19 protein-coding genes are annotated in these 20,525 nt (G+C 70.7%); 2 read left to right on the forward strand and 17 right to left on the reverse strand.

Going from position 1 to position 20,525, the window contains the following annotated elements; translation table 11 throughout:
- Positions 1-478: 478 nt before the first annotated feature.
- Positions 479-1,612: an acyl-CoA dehydrogenase family protein gene (locus ACFU7D_RS18965; protein ID WP_378869914.1), complete on the forward strand. Its 1,134-nt coding sequence runs from the start codon at positions 479-481 to the stop codon at positions 1,610-1,612.
- Positions 1,613-1,658: 46 nt separating this feature from the next.
- Here ACFU7D_RS18965 and ACFU7D_RS18970 read toward each other — a convergent pair whose 3' ends face one another.
- The 17 genes from ACFU7D_RS18970 to ACFU7D_RS19050 all read right to left on the reverse strand — a co-directional run bounded on the left by ACFU7D_RS18970 (position 1,659) and on the right by ACFU7D_RS19050 (position 19,642).
- Positions 1,659-3,083, reverse strand: a complete 1,425-nt coding sequence (locus tag ACFU7D_RS18970) for an aldehyde dehydrogenase (RefSeq protein WP_378869916.1) — start codon at positions 3,081-3,083, stop codon at positions 1,659-1,661.
- A gap of 26 nt (positions 3,084-3,109) precedes the next feature.
- A complete protein-coding gene (locus ACFU7D_RS18975; RefSeq protein WP_378869919.1) occupies positions 3,110-4,285 on the reverse strand; it encodes a hypothetical protein in 1,176 nt (391 codons plus the stop codon).
- Positions 4,282-4,719 carry a Zn-ribbon domain-containing OB-fold protein gene (locus ACFU7D_RS18980; protein ID WP_378869926.1) on the reverse strand — a complete coding sequence of 146 codons (438 nt, stop codon included), beginning with the start codon at positions 4,717-4,719 and terminating at the stop codon, positions 4,282-4,284. The genes ACFU7D_RS18975 and ACFU7D_RS18980 overlap by 4 nt, the downstream gene beginning before the upstream one ends.
- Positions 4,716-5,033, reverse strand: a complete 318-nt coding sequence (locus ACFU7D_RS18985; protein WP_378869929.1) for a hypothetical protein — start codon at positions 5,031-5,033, stop codon at positions 4,716-4,718. The genes ACFU7D_RS18980 and ACFU7D_RS18985 overlap by 4 nt, the downstream gene beginning before the upstream one ends.
- A gap of 24 nt (positions 5,034-5,057) precedes the next feature.
- Positions 5,058-6,542: an acetyl-CoA acetyltransferase gene (locus ACFU7D_RS18990; RefSeq protein ID WP_378869931.1), complete on the reverse strand. Its 1,485-nt coding sequence runs from the start codon at positions 6,540-6,542 to the stop codon at positions 5,058-5,060.
- On the reverse strand, positions 6,539-8,212 hold the full coding sequence (locus ACFU7D_RS18995; protein WP_378869933.1) for an FAD-dependent oxidoreductase: 1,674 nt from the start codon (positions 8,210-8,212) through the stop codon (positions 6,539-6,541). Before ACFU7D_RS18995 ends, ACFU7D_RS18990 begins: the two co-directional genes overlap by 4 nt.
- Positions 8,213-8,221: 9 nt before the next feature.
- Complete coding sequence (locus ACFU7D_RS19000; RefSeq protein WP_378869935.1) at positions 8,222-9,340, reverse strand: NDMA-dependent alcohol dehydrogenase; 1,119 nt, start codon at positions 9,338-9,340, stop codon at positions 8,222-8,224.
- Positions 9,341-9,352: 12 nt separating this feature from the next.
- Positions 9,353-9,742, reverse strand: coding sequence for an SCP2 sterol-binding domain-containing protein (locus ACFU7D_RS19005; RefSeq protein WP_357335900.1), 390 nt, complete (start codon positions 9,740-9,742; stop codon positions 9,353-9,355).
- 44 nt (positions 9,743-9,786) lie between these two features.
- Positions 9,787-11,004 carry a cytochrome P450 gene (locus ACFU7D_RS19010; RefSeq protein WP_378869938.1) on the reverse strand — a complete coding sequence of 406 codons (1,218 nt, stop codon included), beginning with the start codon at positions 11,002-11,004 and terminating at the stop codon, positions 9,787-9,789.
- A gap of 25 nt (positions 11,005-11,029) precedes the next feature.
- Positions 11,030-11,242, reverse strand: coding sequence for a ferredoxin (locus tag ACFU7D_RS19015; protein ID WP_378869941.1), 213 nt, complete (start codon positions 11,240-11,242; stop codon positions 11,030-11,032).
- A 2-nt stretch (positions 11,243-11,244) separates the two neighbouring features.
- A complete protein-coding gene (locus ACFU7D_RS19020; protein ID WP_378869943.1) occupies positions 11,245-12,741 on the reverse strand; it encodes an aldehyde dehydrogenase family protein in 1,497 nt (498 codons plus the stop codon).
- 124 nt (positions 12,742-12,865) lie between these two features.
- A complete protein-coding gene (locus ACFU7D_RS19025; protein ID WP_378869946.1) occupies positions 12,866-13,747 on the reverse strand; it encodes a hypothetical protein in 882 nt (293 codons plus the stop codon).
- Positions 13,744-14,925: an aromatic ring-hydroxylating dioxygenase subunit alpha gene (locus ACFU7D_RS19030; RefSeq protein WP_378869949.1), complete on the reverse strand. Its 1,182-nt coding sequence runs from the start codon at positions 14,923-14,925 to the stop codon at positions 13,744-13,746. The genes ACFU7D_RS19025 and ACFU7D_RS19030 overlap by 4 nt, the downstream gene beginning before the upstream one ends.
- A gap of 76 nt (positions 14,926-15,001) precedes the next feature.
- On the reverse strand, positions 15,002-16,237 hold the full coding sequence (locus tag ACFU7D_RS19035; protein WP_378869952.1) for an NAD(P)/FAD-dependent oxidoreductase: 1,236 nt from the start codon (positions 16,235-16,237) through the stop codon (positions 15,002-15,004).
- Position 16,238: 1 nt separating this feature from the next.
- Positions 16,239-17,045, reverse strand: a complete 807-nt coding sequence (locus ACFU7D_RS19040; protein ID WP_378869955.1) for a crotonase/enoyl-CoA hydratase family protein — start codon at positions 17,043-17,045, stop codon at positions 16,239-16,241.
- Between the two features lie 52 nt (positions 17,046-17,097).
- On the reverse strand, positions 17,098-18,615 hold the full coding sequence (locus ACFU7D_RS19045; RefSeq protein ID WP_378869958.1) for a class I adenylate-forming enzyme family protein: 1,518 nt from the start codon (positions 18,613-18,615) through the stop codon (positions 17,098-17,100).
- Positions 18,616-18,700: 85 nt separating this feature from the next.
- Complete coding sequence (locus ACFU7D_RS19050) at positions 18,701-19,642, reverse strand: PDR/VanB family oxidoreductase (protein WP_378869960.1); 942 nt, start codon at positions 19,640-19,642, stop codon at positions 18,701-18,703.
- A gap of 87 nt (positions 19,643-19,729) precedes the next feature.
- Between ACFU7D_RS19050 and ACFU7D_RS19055 the strand changes: the two genes are divergently transcribed.
- Positions 19,730-20,491 (forward strand): SDR family NAD(P)-dependent oxidoreductase, encoded by a 762-nt coding sequence (locus tag ACFU7D_RS19055; protein ID WP_378869962.1) that lies wholly within the window; start codon positions 19,730-19,732, stop codon positions 20,489-20,491.
- Positions 20,492-20,525: the final 34 nt, after the last annotated feature.

Genomic DNA, 20,525 nt, shown 5'->3' on the forward strand with positions numbered 1-20,525 from the left:
ACGGGCGCCGGTGTCAAGGACCGCGAAGCGGCCGGCGAAGCCGGCGGCCGAAGGCCGTCCTTTACTCCGGGGCCCGTCGAGAAGACCCTCAAAGCAAGGGTCGGCGGCCCACGGTCCCCCGAAAACCGGTCTCCAACCGATGTCCGTCAGGGGATCGCGGCAACCTCGCCGCCAGCAGACCAGACACTGGAAGCGACTGTGTTGGTCTCGACACGCTCGCTGGCGCTCGCGGCTCGACCAGCGGAGGGCGACCAGCGGAGGGCGACCAGCGGAGGGCGACCAGCGGAGGGCGACCAGCGGAGGGCGACCAGCGGAGGGCGACCAGCGAGGGGGCAGGCCCCGACAAGCTCAGCACCGCACGGCGGGACAGAGGCGCCAACCCAGAGGCATTGCCACACGACAGGAAGGGTGAGCCCCTGGCGGAGACGTACATCTTCCAATAACCTACTATCGATAGGTTTACCGGAAGGGGATGGACATGGAGAGCGACCTGTTCGAGGCGGACCACGAGGAGTTCCGGGAGGTGGTCCGGGAGTTCGTCTCCCGCGAGGTCGAGCCGAACCTCGAGCGCTGGGACGAGCAACGCGAGATCGATCGGGAGACCTGGCTGGCCGCGGGCCGGCAGGGGCTTCTCGGTCTGGCCGTGCCGGAGGAGTTCGGTGGGCCGGGCGAGACGGACTACCGCTACCGGATGATCCTGCAGCTCGAGATCGCCCGGGTGGGTGCCAGCTCGTTGCAGTCGGGCTTCTCGACCAACGATGACATCGTGCTGAACTACCTGCTGCGGCATGCGACGCCGGAGCAGGCCAAGCGCTGGCTGCCGGGGTTCGTGACCGGCGAGACGATCGGCGCGATCGCGATGACCGAGCCGGGCGCCGGCAGCGACCTGCGCGGGATCACCACCAGCGCGGTGCCGGACGGCGACGGCTGGCTGATCAACGGCTCCAAGACGTTCATCACCTCCGGCATCCTGGCCGACCTGGTCATCGTCTTCGCCCGCACCGGCGACTCCTTCAGCCTCTTCGTCGTCGATGACGGCACCCCCGGGTTCACCCGGGGCCGCAAGCTCGACAAGGTCGGGCTGCGCGCCCAGGACACCGCCGAGCTCTCCTTCGACCAGGTGCACGTGTCCGCGGACAACCTGCTCGGCGAGGTCGGCCAGGGACTGGCGTACCTGAAGCAGAGCCTGCCGCTGGAGCGGCTCGGCATCGCCATCGCGGGGCAGGCCTCGGCCGAGGCCGTGCTCGGCTGGACGGTGGACTACGTCAAGGAGCGGACCGCGTTCGGGCGCCGGATCGCCGACTTCCAGGTGCCCGCGCACAAGCTGGCACACCTGCGCACGGCGATCGAGGTCTCCCGGGCCTACATCGATCGCTGCGTACGCGAGTGGAACGCCGGCACGCTCTCGCCGGTCGACGCGGCCAAGGCCAAGGCCTGGGCGACCGACCTGCAGCACGAGGTCATCGACGCCGGCGTGCAGCTGCACGGCGGCTACGGCTACATGCTGGAGTACCCCGTCGCGAGGGCGTTCGTCGATGCCCGCGTTCAGCGGATCTACGGCGGCGCGAACGAGATCATGACCGACATCGTCGCCAAGGACCTGCTGCGCTGAAACCTGCTGGTCGAGCCACCGGTTCCCCGGCGGCTCGACCAGCGGCTCAGCGGCGGTAGATCGACTTCGCGACCAGGTACGGGTCCAGCCCCTCGGGACCGAGCTCGCGGCCCAGACCGCTGGAGCGGACGCCACCGAAGGGCGCGTTGATGTGCAGCTCGTAGTGGTTCACGCCCACGGTGCCGCTGCTGATCCGGCGCGCCAGGGCGAGGCCGTGCTCCTCGTCCGCGCTCCACACGACTCCCCCGAGCCCGTAGTCGGAGTCGTTGGCCAGGGCGATCGCCTCGTCCTCGTCGGCATACGGCGTGATCACCAGCACCGGCCCGAAGATCTCCTCCTGGGCGATGACGCAGTCGTTGTCGACGTCGGCGAAGACGGTCGGCTCGACGTACCAGCCCGGGTGGTCGGGGACGCCGCCACCGGTGGTGAGGCGGGCGAGGTCGCGGCCCTGCCGGATGTAGTCGGCGACCCGCTGCTGCTGGGCGTGCGAGACGAGCGGGCCGACCTGGGTCGCCCGGTCCAGCGGGTCCCCGACCCTCAACGCGGCCACCGTCGAGGTGACCGCCTCGACCACCTCGGCATAGCGGCTGCGCGGGGCCAGGATCCGGGTGGCGGCGTGGCAGGTCTGGCCGTTGTTGGGCAGCGAGACCTCCAGCAGCTTGGCGGCGACCAGCTCGAGGTCTGCGTCCTCGGCGACGAGCGAGACGGACTTGCCGCCCAGCTCGAGCGTGGCCGGACGCAGCAGCCGGCCGGCGGTCGCGCCGATCGCCCGGCCGGCACCGGTCGAACCGGTGAAGGCGACCTTGTCGACGCCGGGATGCTCGACCAGGTGGGCACCGGCGTCACGGTCGCCCGGAAGTACGTTGAGCACGCCCGGCGGCAGCCCGACCTCCGCGGCGGCGTCGGCGAAGACAAAGGCGTCCAGGGCGGTCTCGGGCGGCGGCTTGAGCACCACCGTGCATCCGGCCGCGAGCGCCGGGGCGATCTTCATCACCGCGAGCGGCTGCGGATAGTTCCAGGGCGTCACCGCCGCGACCACGCCGACCGGCTCGCGGACCACCAGCGTGTTCCCGCCGGTCGGACTGGGCCGGGTCTCCTCGAGGCTCAGCGAGGCGGCCAGCTCGGCGTAGTAGCCGGTGATGAAGCCGGGAGCGATGCCGTTGACGACGTGCGAGAGGGAGATCGGCATGCCGTTCTCCCGGGTGACCAGGGCGGCGGTCTCCTTGCGGCGGGCACCGAGCGCGGCGGCGAACGCGCCGAGGATCTCTGCCCTCTCGGCCTGGGTCATCCTGCTCCACGGACCCGACAGGGCAGCCCGCGCCGCGGCGACGGCGGCGTCGACGTCCTCGGCGGTGGCGAGCGCGGTGGTGGCGAAGGGCTCGCCGGTGGCGGCCTCGATCACCTCGTAGGTCGTTCCCTTCGCCGGATCGGTCCAGTCTCCGTCGATGAAGAGTCGGGGGCGGTCGTACATCATGGGCTCCTTCTAGAGAGTCTGGCTCAGAGGGTCTGTTCGCTGCCGAGGAGGACCGAGCTGACCAGCGGTGCCATCGGTCCGCCGATGAAGAGCGAGGTGTCGGCTCGGTCGACCTGGTTGGTCGAGGTCCCGCGGATCTGGCGGACGGCCTCCACGGCCAGGCCCATGCCGTTGACGAACGAGTCGGCGATGTTGCCGCCGGAGGTGTTCACCGGCAGCGAGCCGCCGGGAGCGGTGAGGTTCTCGACGGTCATCACCTCGGCGGCCGCCGGTCCGGGCGGGCAGAGACCGTGGTCGATGAGGGAGGCGACCGCGGGGCCGCTGAAATTCTCATAGACCTGGACGACGTCGACCTCGGCCGGCTTCACCCGGGCCTGCGCCCACAGCCGCGAGGCGACGCCGGTCCCGGAGGAGGAGTCGGCGAAGCCCGCCGAGGTGTAGGGCTCGTCGTTCTCGTTCAGCGCCGAGTAGCCGCCCGGCGCCCCTTGGGCGGCCCCGAGGACGTACGCCGCGGGGCGGCCCAGCGCGCGGGCGCGCTCGGCCGAGACCACGATGAGCGCGACCGCGCCGTCGTTCTCGCGCGAGCAGTCGAAGAGGTGGAACGGCTCGACGATGAACGGGGAGGCGTCGTAGCCGGCCTCGTCGAGCGGCTTGCCGTAGCCCGCGGCGCCCGGGTTGTTCTGGGCGTGCTGGTAGGCGGCCAGGACGAGGTTGCGCATCGCGGAGCGGGGCACGCCGTCGTGCTCCAGCATCCGCTGCGTACGCAGGGCGCACACGTGGGCCGGGGTGGCGACACCGTGCGGCAGGTAGTTGTTGTCGAAGTAGTACTTGGCGTAGCCGAGGCGGCCGGTCTCGCGCTGGGACATCCCGCGGAAGGCGACGACGCACTCGGCCTGGCCGGTGGCGACAGCCGCGGACGCCGCGCCGATGGCGGCCGCAGCGCCGCCTCCTCCCCCGCCCCAGACCATGCTCGACCAGCGCAGCTCGCGCACGCCCAGGTCGGCGGCGAGCACGGGCCCGCTGTTGTCGCCTCCGGCGTAGGAGGTGAACCCGTCGACGTCGCGCGGCGAGATGCCCGCGTCGGCGCACGCCTCCAGGATCGCCTGGAGCACGAGCTCGCGCTCGCCGACCGGTGCCTTGCCGCGTGGGTGGTGGATGTCGGCGACCCCCACGATCGCCGTCGCACCTCTCACACTCATCGCCCCTCACCCCCGGCGAGCTGCCAGCGGAGCACCGGCCACTCCGCGTTCGCAGGCTGCTGGATCACGCCCGTGACCCGGTCACCGATCGCCGGACGCGGGTCCTCGCCGAGGAGGATGCCCAGCAGCCGCACCGGGACGTCGTCGAGCTGCACCAGGACCGTGACATACGGGACCGGGACGTCGAGCTCGCTCATGAACGCGCGGGCGCTGCGTACCCAGGTGTGCACGGTGCCCGCCGGCGCGACCGGAGACCACTCGGTCCGGAAGGACCAGCAGCCGGAGCACATCGCCCGGCCGAGCGCGCGCCACTGGCCGCAGGCGCCGCACCGCGGGAGCAGGAGCCGGTCCTCGCGCAGCCCCTCCCAGAAGGGGCGGTCGCTGTCGTCGGTTGCGGGGCCGGTCGGGAGGATCTCGGTCGCGGCAGCGGTCATGCCCGGCTCGCCGGGTCGAAGTTCTCCAGCGAGTCGGCCTTCCAGGCGCCGTCGACGAGCCCCCAGCCGGAGCGCAGGCCGATGGTGCCCTCAGGTGTGGCGTAGACCGCCTCGCCGATCCCCCGCCCGCCGTCCACACGGGCGGAGCGGATCTCGGCGGCGTCGACCTGGGCACCCGGGACCCGGACCCCTTCGAATACCGACGGGACCGAGCCCGGAGCCATGTCGGCGAGCACGGACCTCATGTCGCCGGCGACGACGCCGTCGACGTGCCGGCGGTAGGTCGCCTCGAAGTCAGAGGTGGATGCGTTCATGGGGTTCTCCTCGGGTGACGGGTGTCAGGACAGGTCGAAGGTGGCGTCGGCCGCGACGTCGAGCTTGGCCCCGGCCAGATCCTCGGCGGCGAGGCGCTCGGCGATCTCGGGTGCCTCCGAGCGCGCGAGCGTCCGGGCACCTCCGGGCGTACGCAGCGCCGCCATCGCCGTCGCCGGCCGGCCGTCGCGGTCGTGAGCGACGGTCCAGGCCTCCAGCTCGGCGGGCCCGGTGTAAGCCGAGGCCACCGGGGTGGGCGCGACCGCGTCGGCCTCGGCCTGCGCCGAGGCCCGGCGGAACCCGTTCCCGGGGGTGGGCGCGTAGACACCGATGGCGTGCTTGGTCAGGTAGCCGCTGTTGGCGGTGACCAGTCCGGGCCGCTGGGTGCGGCGCACCTCGCGCAGCATCGTGGCGATGGCGTGGGTGCTGTAGTTGTTCCACGGCCCGCCGGCGAAGGTGAGCCCGCCGGTGACGGTCAGCGGGCGGCCGGGGTCGTCGAGCGGCAGCCCGATCGCGTTCGCCGCGACCTGCACCGCCGACGGGAAGCAGGAGTAGAGGTCGACCGGACCCAGATCGTCGAGGGCGAGGCCGGCGAGGTCCAGTGCTGTCCGCGCGGCAGCCGCGATCGCCGAGGAGGCGTCGAGCCGTGGCCGGGCCGCGATCCGGGCGGTGTCGGAGGCCTCGCTGCCGGAGCGGAGGAAGACCCACCGGTCCTCGGGAACGCCGTAGCGTCGCGCCGCCTCGACCGAGCAGACCAGGACCGCGGCCGCCTGCTCGACGCTGTTGTTGGAGTTCATCAGCTTCGTGTAGGGCGAGGAGATCATCCGGTTGGCCGGCGAGGCGGTGGCGATCTCCTCGGCGGTGCGGCGCTGCCGCACCCAGGCGTCGGGGTTGCCGACCGCGACCTCGTTGAACCTCGCCCACAACGCGGCGATGGCGTCGCGGTGCTCGTCGACTCCTCGCCCCGAAGCGATCCGGATCGCCTGCTCGAAGAGCGGATAGATGTACACCGGACGGTCGAGCCCGGCCGCGACCTCGCTCGGGGCCTTCATGGGCACGTCGGGACGGGTCTCGGGAACCGGCACCGACTCGTCCTGCCGGGTCCAGTCCGGGCGTTCACCACGGGCCTTGAGCGCCATCCGGGTCCGCCACGCCTCGGCACCGCCGACCAGCACGACGTCGCAGCGTCCGGCGGCGATGTCCTCGGCGGCGTCGTTGACCAGCGCCTGCGGATGGCTGCCGCCGTTGCCGGTGTAGACGGTGTGCCGCACCCGGGCCGCCAGCCGCTGGGCCACGAGCAGGCCCGGGTCGCGGTAGCGCCACGAGAGCATGCCGACGACGCGGATCGAGTCGATCCGCTCGACCATCTCGGCAGCACCCGCGTCCGCCGCGGCGAGCCGGGCCGCCCGGGCGATCATGTCGACCGGCTCCTCGGCCTCGGCAAGGGTCTCCGGACGCTGGTTGAGCTGCCCGCCGCCGACGAGCACGGGAGTACGTGGGTCCAGACTCATGCATCGGCTCCTGACCGTGCCACGCTGAGCATCTCCTCGATGTCGACCAGCTTCACCCGCGGGCGGCGGGCCGCCCGGCCGGCGCCGGTCTCGTAGGTGTCGATCTGCCGCCAGCCCTCCAGCCCGACATGGCCGGGCAGCCGCGACTCGATGTCGTCGGACGCCTGCTGCGGCACGGGCAGGGTGCCGGCGTCGAAGTCCGCCAGCAGGTGGGCCACGGTCTCCCGGGCGCACTGCTTGTTGGTGCCGATGACCCCGCTCGGGCCACGCTTGATCCAGCCGGTCACGAACAGGCCCGGCACGAACAGGCCCGGCACCGGCTCGCCGGCCTCGTGGACGCGGCCGCCGGTGTTGGGCACCACGGCGCGTACCTCGTCGAAGGGGACGCCCGGCACCGCGGACCCGCGGTAGCCGATCGAGCGGAAGACCAGCCCGCAGGCGAGCTCCTCCATATCGCCGGTCGGCACCGGGCGGACCACGCCGGACGCATCCGCCTCGAGCCGGTTCGCCTGCAGCCGGATGCCTGCCACCCAGTCGTCGCCGAGGACGGCCTCGGGCGAGGCCAGGAAGCGCAGCACCACCCGCCGGGGCGCGGTCAGGGGCCGGGAACAGAGCTCCTGCAGCAGGCGCTGCTTCTCGGCGGCGGCCGAGCCTGGCTCCGCCTCGGCCGGGGTGAGCTCCTCGCTGCGTACGACGACGTCGATCCCGGGAGTCTGGATCAGGCCGAGCAGCTCCTTGGTGGTGAACGCGGCCTCCTGCGGTCCGCGGCGGCCGACCACGACGACCTCACGGATGTTGCTCTCCCGCAGCTGCGCGAGCGCGTGGTCGGCGATGTCGGTGCCCGCGAGCCGCTCCGGGTCCGAGGCGAGGATCCGGGCGACGTCGAGGGCGACGTTGCCGTTGCCCACGACGACGGCACGCTCGCTGGAGAGGTCGAAGGTGCGGTGGGCGAAGTCGGGGTGGCCGTTGTACCAGCCGACCAGCTCGGTCGCCGAGTGGCTGCCGGGGAGGTCCTCCCCCGGGATGCCGAGGCGCCTGTCGTCCAGGGCGCCGACGGCGACGATCACGGCGTGGTAGCTCGCGCGCAGCTCGTCGACGGTGATGTCGCGGCCCACCTCGGTGTTGAGGAAGAGCCGCAGTCCCTTGCGCTTCAGCGTCCGGGCGAACGCGACCGAGGTCTGCTTGGTGTCCTGGTGGTCCGGTGCGACCCCGAAGCGGACGAGTCCGCCCGGGATCGGCAGCCGTTCGTACATGTCCACGGCGACGTCGAGGCCGCGCCGCGACAGCAGCTCCTCGGCCGCGTACGACGCCGCTGGACCGGATCCCACGATCGCCACCCGAAGCTGCTCCCCGCTCCGCCCGCCCCACGTGGTGGGCCGGGCGGCGACGGGCTCCTGCGCATAGTCACGCCGCCCGTCGCCGTCGAACCAGGAGGCGTTGATCCGTTCGTACGGCTCCTGGTCGGCGGCGAGGTCGTAGTCGGCGCTGATCGCCCCGACCGGGCACGCCTCGACACAGGCACCGCAGTCGATGCACGCATCGGGGTCGATGTAGAGCATCTCGGCGGTGCCGTAGTCCGGCTCGTCCGGTGTCGGGTGGATGCAGTTGACCGGACAGACCGGTACGCAGCTGGCGTCGTTGCAGCAGGCTCGGGTGACGACGTGGGTCATGTCGCCTCGTCAGGCCTTGAAGTCGATGACGCCGCGGAGGTTGATCCCGGCGTGCATGTCCTCGTAGCCCTGGTTGATCTCCTCCAGGGCGTAGCGGCGGGTGATGAGCTCCTCGAGCTTGATGTTGCCCTCGCGCCACAGCTCCAGGATGTCCGGCACCGCGCGGGTGGGCTGCATCATCCCGAACAGGGAGCCCTGGATCCGCTTCTGGTACATCGCCAGCTCGAACAGGCTCACCGGGATGCCGTACTCGGTGACGTTGCACATGCTGGTGAGCACCACCGTGCCGGCCTTGCGGATCGCCCCGAACGCCTCCGCGACGTGCTCGCCGTTGGCGACGCCGACGGTGACGATCGCCGAGGCGGCGCCCTGCCCGTTGGTGAGCTGCTGGGCACGGTCGGTCGCCTGGGCGATGTTGACGAACGCCTCGGTGGCACCGAGCTCGAGCGCCTTCTCGCGGTGGAACTCGACCGGGTCGACGGCGAGGATGTGCGAGGCGCCGGCGAACTTGGCGCCCTGCACCGCGTTGATCCCGATGCCGCCGATACCCATCACGACGACCACGTCACCGGGGCGGACCTGGGCCGCGTTGACCGAGGAGCCCCAGCCCGTCGGCACCCCGCAGCCGACCAGCGCGGCGATCTCGAGCGGGATGTCCTTGTCGATCTTGATCGCGCCCCACTCGGGCAGGATCGAGTATTCGGAGAACGTCGAGACCAGCGAGCACTGGCCGACGTCGGTGCCGTCCTCGGTGTGCAGGCGGAAGGTGCCGTCGAGCTGGGTGCCCAGCATCATGTAGGCGCCGTTGTCGCACAGGTTCTGCATGCCGCGCGCACACCAGGTGCACCGGCCGCAGCCGGGGATGAAGGCGGCGACCACATGGTCACCGACCTCGAGATCGCGTACGCCGGGACCGACCTTCTCCACGACACCGGCACCCTCGTGGCCACCCGCGAACGGGTAGGCCATCGCGGGGACGTCGCCCTGGGCGTAGTGGTCGTCGGAGTGGCACAGGCCCGCGTGCGAGAACCGCACCAGGACCTCGAACTCCTTGGGCTCGTCGACCTCGACCTCGATGACGTCCCACTTGCCGGGGCCGTCGAGAAGAACTGCTGCTCGTGACTTCATCTGCTCAGATCCTCACTCGAAGTCGATCTTGCCCATGGTTTCCTGGATGTACATGAACGCAGGCATGTTCTTGAGCATCTGCGCCATCTTGCCGCGCACGCGCAGCTTGCCCCGGGTCATCGCGACGGTGGGGTTGATGCTCCCGTCGAAGCAGCCCTTCCAGGTGTCGCTCGAGCCGCTGATCAGGAAGTCCGCGTTGTCGAGATCCTCCTGGGAGGCATCGCGCACGGCGGTCACCTGGCCCTTGTCGAAGCTGACGAAGAACTGGCCCTCGAGCGGCGCCTCGTACTTGTAGGCCATGTCGAAGTCGATGTTCTTGCCCTTGTCGGCCCAGACCGGGTCGCTGTTGAGGGCGTCGCCCATCGCCTGGTAGAACTCCACGGTTCCGAACTTGACGGTCATCTCGGGTACTCCTTTGTTGGGATGCGATGTGTCGGTGTGGCGGGTCAGATCGACTCGCCGAGGAAGAGCGGGAGCGAGACCACGCCCTTGACCTGGCTCAGGTGACGCTCCGGCGGGTTGTCGGGGTCGAGGCGGTAGTCCGGGATCCGCCGGTGCAGCTCCTCGAAGGCGACGCGCAGCTCGAGCCGCGCCAGGTGCGAGCCGACGCAACGGTGGTTGCCGGCGCCGAAGGCGAGGTGCGGGTTGGGGTCGCGGGTCAGGTCGACCACGTCGGCGTCGGGGTAGACGCTGGTGTCGTGGTTGGCCGCGCCGAACGGGATCAGGATCTTGTCGCCCGCCTTCAGCTGTACGCCGTCGAGGACGTAGTCCTCCTTGACGACCCGGGCGGGGCAGACCGCCGACTCCCAGCGCAGCATCTCCTCGACCGCGGTCGGGACCAGCCCGGGGTCGACGACGAGCTGCTTGCGTACCTCCGGGTGCTCGGCCAGGTAGATGACCGAGTGGGCCAGCTGGCCCTGCACCGTGTGGAGTCCGCCGATGAGGAACAGGAACAGGATGTTGAGCACCTCGAACTGGGTCAGCTCGCGGTCCTCGAAGGTGCCGTTGATGAGGATCTGGGTGATGTCCTCGGCGTCGCCGGACTCGGCGCGCTCGTCGATCATCTCGCCGAAGTAGGCGTAGACCTCCATGGCGGCCGCCGTCCGCACCTCGGTGGAGCGCTCCTCGCTGGCACCGGGCTCCCCCAGCACGATGGTGTCGGCCCAGTGGTTGAACTGGGCGCTGTCCTCGAGGTTCCAGCCCATCAGCGCCAGGAAGACCCGGCTCGGGAACTCCTTGGCGAACGCCTGGATGAAGTCGACCTGCTTGTTCTCCAGCATCTCGTCGATGAGCTCGTTCGCGATGTCGCGGATCTGCGGCTCCAGTGCGGCCATCCGCTTCGGCGAGAAGAGCGGGTTGATCAGCTTGCGGTAGATCCCGTGGTCGGGCGGGTCCACCTCGATCGGGATCATCGGCCCGTCCTGCCCGATGGTGCCCGGCACGTTGACCGACTCGCTGGAGAAGACCGTGGGATTCTTCAGGACCTCCTGGATGTCGTCGTACTTCGTCGCGACCCAGTGCCCGCCGTAGTGCGAGCTGTGGGCGACGGGGCACTTGCCGCGCATCTCGGCGTAGACGTCGTAGACGGTGTCGGCGATGTCGGGTGAGTGGATGTCGAAGTCGGTCTGGATCTCCGGGCTCTCGGCGTCCTTGAGCTCGCTCATGACGGTCTCTCCTTCTTCCGGGTGGCTAGTGCGTGGCTGCGGAGGACGCGAACGCGATCGCGCGCTCCGGACAGTTGTTGACGGCACGTTCGAGGGCGGCGACATCGCCGGGCGTCGTGGCCTCGCCGATGACGACGCCGAAGCCTTCGTCATCGGCGTCGAAGACGGCGGGCGCCAGCATGTAGCAGCGGCCGTGGCCCTTGCAGATCGTGCGGTCGATCGATGCCTGGCTGGTCATGCTCACTCCCACTCGCTGCCCACGACGCCGTACGCGCGCAGGTCGATGTCGGTGTCCAGCGCCGTGTAGAGGCTGCGGACCTTGGTGTAGGACAGGAGGCCGTCGCGGCCGTTCTCCTGGCCGACGCCGCTCATCCCGCGTCCTGCGAGCGGAGTCTTGGTGACGTCGGCCTGGGCCGCGTCGTTGATCCAGGTGAGCCCGCCGCGCATCCGCAGGGCGACCTCGCGGGCCCGCACCAGGTCGGTGCCCCACACCGCCGCGGCGAGGCCGTAGCGGGTGTCGTTGGCGATCCGGATCCCGTCCTCGACACCGGAGTAGCGGATCACCGAGAGCACCGGCCCGAAGATCTCCTCGTGCGCGGCCGGGTTGTCGTTGTCGAGGTCGACCAGGACGGTCGGGCTGACGTAGTGGCCACCGGCGGGCACTCCCACGGGGGCCTCGCCACCGACGATCGCCCGGGCGCCCGCCTCCAGTCCGGCGGCGACGAACTTCTCGACCTTGATGCGGGCCGCGTCCGAGATGACCGGCCCGACGTCGGTGGTGAAGTCGGCCGCGTGGCCGACGTTCAGGACCTTGGCGCGCTGCTCGAGCAGGCCGACGAACTCGTCGTAGCGGGAGTCCGGCACCAGCATCCGGGTCAGCGCGACGCAGGCCTGACCGGCGTGCATCATGCTGGAGAAGAGCATGCCGCGTACGGCCAGCTCGGCGTCGGCGTCGGGCAGCACCAGGCCGGCCGACTTCCCCCCGAGCTCGAGGATGACGTCCTTGGCGGTGGCGGCCGCCGAGGCCATCACCTGGGTGCCGACCGCGGTGCTGCCGGTGAAGCTGACCAGGTCGACGTCGGGATGGGCGACCAGCGCCTCGCCGGCGATCCGGTCACCGTGGACCAGGTTGATCACACCGGCCGGGATGCCGGCCTCCAGGCTGGCGGCGGCGAGGGCCTCGGGCCCGATCGGGGTCAGCGGCGAGGGCTTCAGGACGACCGTGTTGCCGGCGAGCAGCGCGGGGGCGACCTTCCAGACGGTCATGAAGAGCGGGAAGTTGTACGGCGTGAACGCCCCGACCACGCCGACCGGCTCGCGGTGCAGCTCCCACTGTCCCAGCGCCGGCCCCGCCTGGAGCGGGAAGGACTCCGGCGTCTCCAGGTGGTGGGCCATCTCGGCGAAGTCGCGCAGGTGGGCGAGGGGCGCACCCACCTGCAGCATCGGGGCGAACCGGGCGGTCGCGCCGGTGTCCATGATCAGCTCCTCGACCAGCGTGTCGAAGCGCTTCTCCAACACACCGGCCAGGCGGCGCAGCGCCTCGGCGCGGTCCGTCACCGACATCCGGGCCCAGGGGCCGTCGAATGCCGTTCGGGCGGCCCGGACGGCGGCGTCGACGGTGGCGGCGTCGGAGTCCGGGACCAGCCCGTAGACCTCGCCCGTGGACGGGTCGTCGGCAGGGATCACGCCCTCGGCGTCGATCCACTCGCCGCCGATCAAGTTCTGGAATGCACGCATCACATGTCCTTCGTTCACTTGCTGCACGAGAGGGCCGGTGTGGCGCCCCTCACAGTCGCAAAACTTATACAATTAGGTTTACGCGGTCAATGCCCTACCCCGCACACGGCGTGGCGGCCAGGTCTCAGAGGGGCCTGAGGTAGAGCAGATCCGACTGGTCGTGCTGGAATCCGAGCCCGCGGGAGGCACCCACGAAGGCCTCGGAGAGGGCGTCGACGTACATCTGGGCGACCCGGGCGCCGTCGGCCTGGACCCGCAGGAGCGCGGTCGTCAGCAGGGCCCGGACGTCGCCGGCAGGCACGCCTGCGGGGTCGAGCGCGATACACGCCGGCTGTCCCGCCGGATCCTTCGCGTCGACGCCGACGAGGACGCTTCCGGCAGCCGTGGCCAGGCGCGTACGTCCGCGCGCGAGCACCTCCCGCTCGCCGGGCGCGATGCCGGCCAGGTGCCCCTCGACCATCTCCGCCGGCCCGTCGGGGGCGGGCTCGACGGCGGCCCCCACATCGTCGCCGGCGAAGGGGCGGGACCCGCCGATGAAGCGCAGGGTCTTGAAGAGCGCGTGGTCGGCGCGCGCGCCGAACCGTCGCGCCATCCGCTCGGCGGCGGGATGGGCGCCGTGCGCCCACGCCCGCAGGCGGCGTACGCCCGCGACGGAGGACCAGCCGGTCGGCTGCTCGTCCAGGAGCTCGGCGAGCAGCGTGGCGATGCCGTGGGAACGGAACTCGGGGCGCACCACGAGCTGGACGTCGGCGACCTCCCCTCGCACATCGAGCCGCAGGTACGCCACCACGGGTACGTCCGGCAGCCGGTCGAGCGCGACACTGCCGCGCTCGCCGGGCGGCGCGATCGCGACCAGCAGGTGGCGGACCTCCCCGCGACCCGCCATGGTCGGGGTGGCCGTCGAGAAGCCGGCCTCGGCGTCGTACTCGACCGCCTGCTCGAGCAGGCTCTCGACATCCTTCAGCTCGGCCTCGGCCAGCGTCGAGCGCCACGCGTAGGTGATCATGCCTCGCCCGTCTCAGCCAGGAGGCGCTTGAGCAGGCGCCGGAACACCTGGTTGGCGACCTCGTTGCGACCGAGCACCATCGAGCCCGCATCAGCGCTGCCCATGGCGCTCTGGGAATCCCGCAGCACCGGGAAGTCCTCGGCATGGAGCACCGCGAGGAGGATCTGCCAGTTCTTCTCCCACAGGTACTCCCAGCGCTCCTGGGTGATGCCGGCCTCGTCCGCCGACGGCACGATCAGGCGCATCTCCATGACCGAGTGCGTCGGCGAGGTCGGGTGCGGACGGAAGGTGAGCAGCTGGAAGTGGTCGGGCTGCTTGAGCAGGGTGCTGTTCGGCCCGAGGAAGTGGGTCTCGGTGACGTCCTCCACGAGGCTGCGGTCGCCGGGCTCCTCCTCCAGCCAGCGGTCGATGCTCTTGCGAGGGGCGATGAAGCGGCAGTGCCGGTCGAAGTCCTCGAAGACCATCACGTTGGTGTGGATGTACTTCGCGGCGGAGTTCGGGTGGGCGTACTGGATGTGGTAGCCGTCCAGGAAGGCGTCCTGCATGACCTTCCAGTTCACCGGCTCCTCGAAGCCCTCGGCCCGGATACAGCCGAGGCCGTCGAGGTCGTAGCCGGCCAGGATCTCGTCCATCTCCGGGCCCAGCCAGGAGGCGACGTCAATCTCCGCGTCGGCGTTGTCGACGACCCAGACGAAGCCGTGACGCTCCTCGGCCGGGAGCTCGACGAGGCCGTACTCGGCCTGGTCGAGGTCACCGACGGTCGTGTCCCGCGTGATCGTGCGCAGGGTGCCGTCGATGTCGTAGGACCAGCGGTGGTAGGGACAGGAGAAGAGCCGGCGCTTGCCGCACGGGTCGCCCTCCAGGAGGCCGCCGCGGTGGCGGCAGAGATTGACCAGGGCCTTGACTCCCCCGTCGCGCTGCCGGGTGATGATGATGTTGTTGCGTGGCAGCCGCACGGTCTTGAAGTCGTACGTCTTCGGGATCTCGGACCCGTGGGCGACGATCGTCGGCACCCGGCCGAAGATCAGGTCGCGCTCTCGCGCCGCCAGGTCGGGGTCGGTGAACTCGTGCGCCTCGAACGGCTCGACCTTCTCGAACTGGTCGGTGGTGTCGTTGCGAAGGTGGTCCAGCGCCCGCCTGATCCGCGCCTCGCGGTCGATGCTGACGTCGTCCGTCATGACGCCTCCTCTTAACTAATGTTTTTAGGTATTTCGGGTGATGAGTGTACGCCGCCGGCCGGTCCGGCGCAGCGGGTCAGGTCCGTGCGGTGCCCTCGGGGCGACGCAGCATCGACTGCCACGAGAGCCGTTCGGTGACGGCCGTGCGCAGCTTCATGAGCGGCCCGGTGCGGTCGAACCCGAAGGCACCGACCAGCTGGCCGTCGTAGCGGTACTGGGCGAGGAACGGGTCGGTCGCGCCACCGTTGCCGATGAGCTCGACCTGGTCGGCGGGTTCGCCGAGGAGCTGCAGCTTGTGGCCGTACCACTCCGACCAGAAGTAGGGAGTGATGCTGCACGGTCGGCGGTCGGTGGTGAGCGCGTTGCGGACCACGAACTCGGCCTGCTCGCCGGTCGAGGTCCAGTGCTCCATCCGGGTCGAGCGCCCGTTCCACGGGTTGACCCAGCGAGCGACGTCGCCGACGGCGTAGACGCCGGGAACCGTGCTCTCCAGGTAGGGGGAGCAGGCGACGCCGTCGCTGATCGCGACACCGGAGCCACGCAGCCATCCGGTGGCGGGCTCGACGCCGATGCCCACGATCACCAGGTCGGCCGGCACCGTGGTGCCGTCGCTGAGGGACACCTTCTCCGCCCGGCCGTGGCCGCGGATCTGGCGCACCTTGGTGTGCGTGAGGAGGTCGACGTCGTACTGCCGGTGCAGGTAGGCGAGCCGCTCGGCGACGAGCGAGCCCACCGCGTCCACCAGCGGGAGCTCCCGGGCCTCGACCAGCGTGACCTCGGCCCCGCGGGCCCGGGCGCTGGAGGCGACCTCGCCGCCGATGAACCCGGCCCCGACCACGACCACGCGGGCGCCGGGCTCGAGGGCCTCGCGGATGGCGCGTGCCTGGTCGAGCGTACGCAGCGTGGTGACCCCGTCGAGCTGGGCACCGTCGACGTCGAGCGGTCGCGGCTGTGCGCCGACGGCGATCACCAGCGCGTCGTAGTCGATGTCCCACTTGTCGGTGCGGACCCGCCGGTTGCGGGAGTCCAGCGAGAGCGCCTTCGTGCCGGTATGGAGCGTGACCCCCTGCGCCTTGGGATCGGGCAGGTGCCAGAACGGCGCCGGCTCCTCCTCCCCCAGCCCAGACTCCTTGGCCAGGAACTCCTTGGTGAGCGGCGGGCGGTCGTAGGGTCCGTGCGGCTCCTCGCCGATCACGGTGATCTCGCCGTCGAAGCCGATCCGGCGAGCCTCCTCAACCACGCGGGCGGCGCCCAGGGACGCGCCCACGATGACGAGCCGGCGGATCCCGTCGACCAGCTCGAAGTCGGCCATGTCAGCGACCCTTCCACTCGGGATCGCGTCTCTCCGCGAACGCCTTGGTGCCTTCTCTGAAGTCCTCGGAGCGCATGATCTGGGCCATCTCCCGGTCGTTGATGTCCCAGGGCTCCTGGTCCCAGTCGGAGCCGGCCGCGAGGGTGCGGTGCACGGCTTCCTTGGTCGCCGCGACCGAGAGCGGCGCGTTCGCGGCGATGCGGTCGGCGAGCTCCAGGGCGACCTCGAGGGCGGTCCCGCTCGGCGCGACCCGGTTGGCCAGGCCGAGCTCGACGGCCCGCTCCGCGCTCACCGGGTCACCGGTGAGCGCGATCTCGAGGGCGTGCTTGAGCGGCACCTGCCGCTGCGTACGGATCACGCCGCCGGCCGCGGCCATCAGGCCACGCTTGACCTCCGGAAGGCCGAGCTTGGCCCCCTCGTCGATCACGGCGAGGTCGGAGGCGAGCACGATCTCGGTGCCCCCGCCCAGCGCGAACCCGTTGACCGCCGCGATCGTCGGGATCGAGACGTAGTGACGTACGTAGCCGGCGAAACCCCACTCCCGGTGGTCGGGGTCGTCGACCCGCTCGCCCCGCGAGAGCGCCTTGAGGTCCGCGCCGGCGCAGAAGGCCCGACCCGTTCCGGTGACCACGAGCACGCGTACGTCCTCGTCCGCATCGGCCTCGGCCAGAGCCGTGCCGAGGCCGACCGAGACCGCCGAGTTGACCGCGTTCATCGCCTCCGGGCGCCGGATGGTCGCCACTGCCACGTGGCCCCTGCGCTCGAGGGTGACGATCTGGTTGTCGGCTTCGACCTGGGCAGTGCTCATGGGTGGCTTCCTTCTCGTCGTACGTCGTCGGGCGTCGTCATGCCGGGCCGGGTCAGCGGACCTTCTGGTAGTGCTCGACCAGGTCGGCGTACTCGGTGCGGATGTCGGTCTTGCTGATCTTTCCGCTGGGCAGCCGCGGCAGCGGCTCGTCGCGGAGCACGACGTAGCGGGGCACCTTGAAGTCGGCCAGCACCTTCGACGCCTCCCGGATCACGTCCTCCTCGGTGAGGTCGCCGGAGGCCTGGATGATCGCGGCCGGCGTCTCGCCGAACTTCGGGTCGGTGGCCGCAATCACGGCGACCTCACCGACCCCGGGGATCGCGGCCAGGACCTGCTCGAGCTCGACCGGCGAGACGTTGATGCCTCCGGTGATGATCAGGTCCTTGAGCCGGTCGACGAACCTGATCCGGCCGTCCTCGTCGCATACCCCGAGGTCGCCGGAGTGCAGCCAGCCGTCCCGGAAGACCTGCGCGTTGATGTCCGGCGACTCCCAGTATCCGGGAGTGACCCCCGGCCCCTTGATCACCAGCTCGCCGGTCTCGCCGGGAGCGGCGAGCTCGCCCTCAGCGGTCATCACGGCGACCTCGGTGAAGATGTGGCCGGCGCCGCAGCTGTCGGGGTGGTCGCGGAACTCGCTGACCGGGGTCGAGGTGGCGATGCCACCGGCCTCGGTCATGCCGTAGATCTGGCGCAGCGCGACGTCCTTCTTCGCCCAGGCCTCCAGGAGGGCGCCCGGCACTGCCGCGCCGCCGACGACGGCGGTCGAGAGGGAGGACAGGTCGGCGTCGGCGAACTCCGGGGCTCCGGCGATCGCCTGGTAGATCAGCGGCACGCCGAAGATGGCCTCGACGCTGTGCTCCTCGATGAGCCGGACCGCCCGGGAGGGCACCAGCTGCTTCTCGATCACGAGCTTTCCGCCGAGCACGGTCGACATCAGCATGCCCCACACCAGGCCGGGCGTGAACGCCAGCGGCAGCACCAGGAGCGCGGTCGAGCCGCGGTGGAAGCCCTGCTCGACCAGGCTGGCCTCGAAGACGATGTTGAGGAGTGTCCGGTTGGTCAGGACGACTCCCTTGGAGCGCCCGGTGGAGCCGCTGGTGAAGATGACCGAGATCGGGTCCTCCTCGCCGCGGTCGATGCGGAAGATCTCGGGGTCGCCCTGGCGCAGCGCGGCCAGGTCGGCGAAGGGGACGACGGTGACCGGGGACCCACTGGCACCTGCTTCGGTGGCGGTGTCGACGAGCGAGTCGTCGGTCACCACGGCGGTCGCGCCGGCATCGTCGAGCACCTTGCGCAGCTCGGTGGCGGTGAACCGGCTGTTGAGCGGCACCAGGACGGCGCCGGCCTTCAGGATCCCGAAAGCCGCGATCGGCCATGGAACGTCGTTGGGGGCCATCAGGCCCACCCGGTCCCCCGGCCTGACACCGTCGGCCTGGAGGCGGAGCGCGAACCGGCTCGACCAGTGCTCGACGGTCGCGTAGTCGAGCGTCTCGTCCTCGAAGACGAAGGCTGGTGCGTGCGGCTGGGTCCGCGCCCACCAGGCAAGTGCAGAACCGATGGTGGCGCTCATGGCATCTCCTTCAATAAACCTATTGGTTGTAGATAACAGATTTGTAACCCGTGACGTGCGTCACTGTCAATGCCCCGAGAGCGATTCAGAGGTCAAGAATGAGCGGGCCCGTGCGGCAGCGGCCGACGCAGATCATCATGCAGTCGTTGGCTGCCCGCTCGTCGTCGCTGAGCACGGAGTCGCGATGGTCGGGCACGCCGCCGAGGACCCCGGTCTCGCAGGTCCCACAGGTGCCCTCGCGACAGGAGAAGTCGACCTCGATCCCGATACCGGCGAGAGCATCGATGATGCTCTCGTCCTCGGCGACCGCGACCCGCGCGCCGGTCGAGGAGACCTCGACCTCGAACGCGGCCCCACCGGTCTCGACCGGCTCCTTCGGCGCGAAGCGCTCGATGTGCAGGCTCTCCCCCGGCCGCGTACGCATCTCCTGCTCGACCGCGGCCAGCAGCGGCTCCGGGCCACAGCAGTAGACGCGCCGGCCCCCGACCGGCTCACCGAGGACCGCCGGCAGGTCCAGCAGTCCACGTTCGTCCTGGGGCCACAGATCGACGCGGTCCTCGTACGCCTCGAGCGAGTCCAGGAACGCCATCGACCCGCGCGAGCGGCCGCCGTAGACCAGGCTCCAGTCGGAGCCGGCGGCCGTCGCGGCCGCCATCATCGGCAGGATCGGGGTGATGCCGATGCCGCCCGCGATGAAGAGATGGCGCTCGGCCGGCTCGAGGCGGAAATGGTTGCGCGGGCCACGGAGGTCGAGCTCGTCCCCCTCGGCGAGCTTGTCATGGATCCGCACCGAGCCGCCGCGGCCGCCGTCGACGCGTAGCACCGCGACGCGATAGCGATCGCGGTCGCCGACCGGGCCGCACAGGCTGTACTGCCGAACCTCGCCACCGTCAGGAAGGACGTCGACGTGCGACCCCGGCTCCCACGCGGGGAGCTCCCCGGCGAGCGGCTCCAGCACGAGGCCGACGACGCCGTCGGCCAGGTCCTGCCTCTCGGCCACCCGGACCCTTCTGGCTTCCTCAGTCACCACGCTTCACCTCTTCTCTGGCAGCACTTTATCTAATGATGTTAGGTTTGGGAACAGCATCGCACATACTTGACCCCGGAGGTGGCAATGAACCCGCTCGACCTTTTCCGCATGGACGGCCGCACCGTGGTGGTGACCGGTGCCAGCAGCGGCCTGGGAGCAGGCTTCGCCCGCGCCCTCGCCCACGCGGGCGCGAACGTGGTGATCGCGGCCCGCCGCAAGGACCGGCTCGAAGCCCTCGCCGCGGAGGTGCGCGAGATCGGCCGGGAGCCGGCGATCGCGGTAGCCGACGTCGCAGACCCCGACGACTGCGCCCACGTCGCCGACGTCGCGATCTCGGCGTTCGGCGGCATCGACGGCCTGGTCAACAACGCCGGTCTCGGCTCAGCCGTCACAGCACTCAAGGAGACACCCGAGGGCTTCCGCCGGCTGATCGACGTCAACCTCAACGGCACCTTCTGGATGGCCCAGGCATGCGCCGCGCGGATGGCGAACGGTGGCTCCATCGTCAACGTGGCCAGCGTGCTCGGGCAGGTCGCGCCGCGCTTCCCTCAGGCCGCCTACGCCGCCAGCAAGGCGGGCGTCATCGGCCTGACCCGCGATCTCGCGGGTGAGTGGTCCTCTCGGCGCGGGATCAGGGTCAACGCGCTGTGCCCCGGCTACTTCGACTCCGAGATGACCGCCGGCGAGGGAGAGCTGCTCCGCGAGATGGTCGCCGAGCAGAGCATGCTCGGACGATTCGGGGAGCAGCACGAGCTCGACACAGCGATGCTCTTCCTGATCAGCCCGGCCTCGACGTACGTCACCGGCACGACGCTCAGCGTCGACGGCGGCCTCACCTCCTACTGACGGTCCGCCCCCGATCGCCGAGTCGGCGCGTCCT

This window comes from Nocardioides sp. NPDC057577, assembly GCF_042801335.1.
Classification (GTDB): Bacteria; Actinomycetota; Actinomycetes; order Propionibacteriales; family Nocardioidaceae; genus Nocardioides.

Coding starts and splice junctions, on each gene's coding strand:
- ACFU7D_RS18965 (WP_378869914.1), top strand. CDS start 479: ATGGAGAGCGACCTGTTCGAGGCGGACCACGAGGAGTTCCGGGAGGTG.
- ACFU7D_RS19015 (WP_378869941.1), bottom strand. CDS start 11,242: ATGACCAGCCAGGCATCGATCGACCGCACGATCTGCAAGGGCCACGGC.
- ACFU7D_RS19030 (WP_378869949.1), bottom strand. CDS start 14,925: ATGACGGACGACGTCAGCATCGACCGCGAGGCGCGGATCAGGCGGGCG.
- ACFU7D_RS18995 (WP_378869933.1), bottom strand. CDS start 8,212: ATGACCCACGTCGTCACCCGAGCCTGCTGCAACGACGCCAGCTGCGTA.
- ACFU7D_RS19005 (WP_357335900.1), bottom strand. CDS start 9,742: ATGACCGTCAAGTTCGGAACCGTGGAGTTCTACCAGGCGATGGGCGAC.
- ACFU7D_RS18980 (WP_378869926.1), bottom strand. CDS start 4,719: ATGACCGCTGCCGCGACCGAGATCCTCCCGACCGGCCCCGCAACCGAC.
- ACFU7D_RS19000 (WP_378869935.1), bottom strand. CDS start 9,340: ATGAAGTCACGAGCAGCAGTTCTTCTCGACGGCCCCGGCAAGTGGGAC.
- ACFU7D_RS19035 (WP_378869952.1), bottom strand. CDS start 16,237: ATGGCCGACTTCGAGCTGGTCGACGGGATCCGCCGGCTCGTCATCGTG.
- ACFU7D_RS19040 (WP_378869955.1), bottom strand. CDS start 17,045: ATGAGCACTGCCCAGGTCGAAGCCGACAACCAGATCGTCACCCTCGAG.
- ACFU7D_RS19010 (WP_378869938.1), bottom strand. CDS start 11,004: ATGAGCGAGCTCAAGGACGCCGAGAGCCCGGAGATCCAGACCGACTTC.
- ACFU7D_RS19025 (WP_378869946.1), bottom strand. CDS start 13,747: ATGATCACCTACGCGTGGCGCTCGACGCTGGCCGAGGCCGAGCTGAAG.
- ACFU7D_RS18975 (WP_378869919.1), bottom strand. CDS start 4,285: ATGAGTGTGAGAGGTGCGACGGCGATCGTGGGGGTCGCCGACATCCAC.
- ACFU7D_RS18985 (WP_378869929.1), bottom strand. CDS start 5,033: ATGAACGCATCCACCTCTGACTTCGAGGCGACCTACCGCCGGCACGTC.
- ACFU7D_RS19055 (WP_378869962.1), top strand. CDS start 19,730: ATGAACCCGCTCGACCTTTTCCGCATGGACGGCCGCACCGTGGTGGTG.
- ACFU7D_RS19020 (WP_378869943.1), bottom strand. CDS start 12,741: ATGCGTGCATTCCAGAACTTGATCGGCGGCGAGTGGATCGACGCCGAG.
- ACFU7D_RS19045 (WP_378869958.1), bottom strand. CDS start 18,615: ATGAGCGCCACCATCGGTTCTGCACTTGCCTGGTGGGCGCGGACCCAG.
- ACFU7D_RS18970 (WP_378869916.1), bottom strand. CDS start 3,083: ATGTACGACCGCCCCCGACTCTTCATCGACGGAGACTGGACCGATCCG.
- ACFU7D_RS18990 (WP_378869931.1), bottom strand. CDS start 6,542: ATGAGTCTGGACCCACGTACTCCCGTGCTCGTCGGCGGCGGGCAGCTC.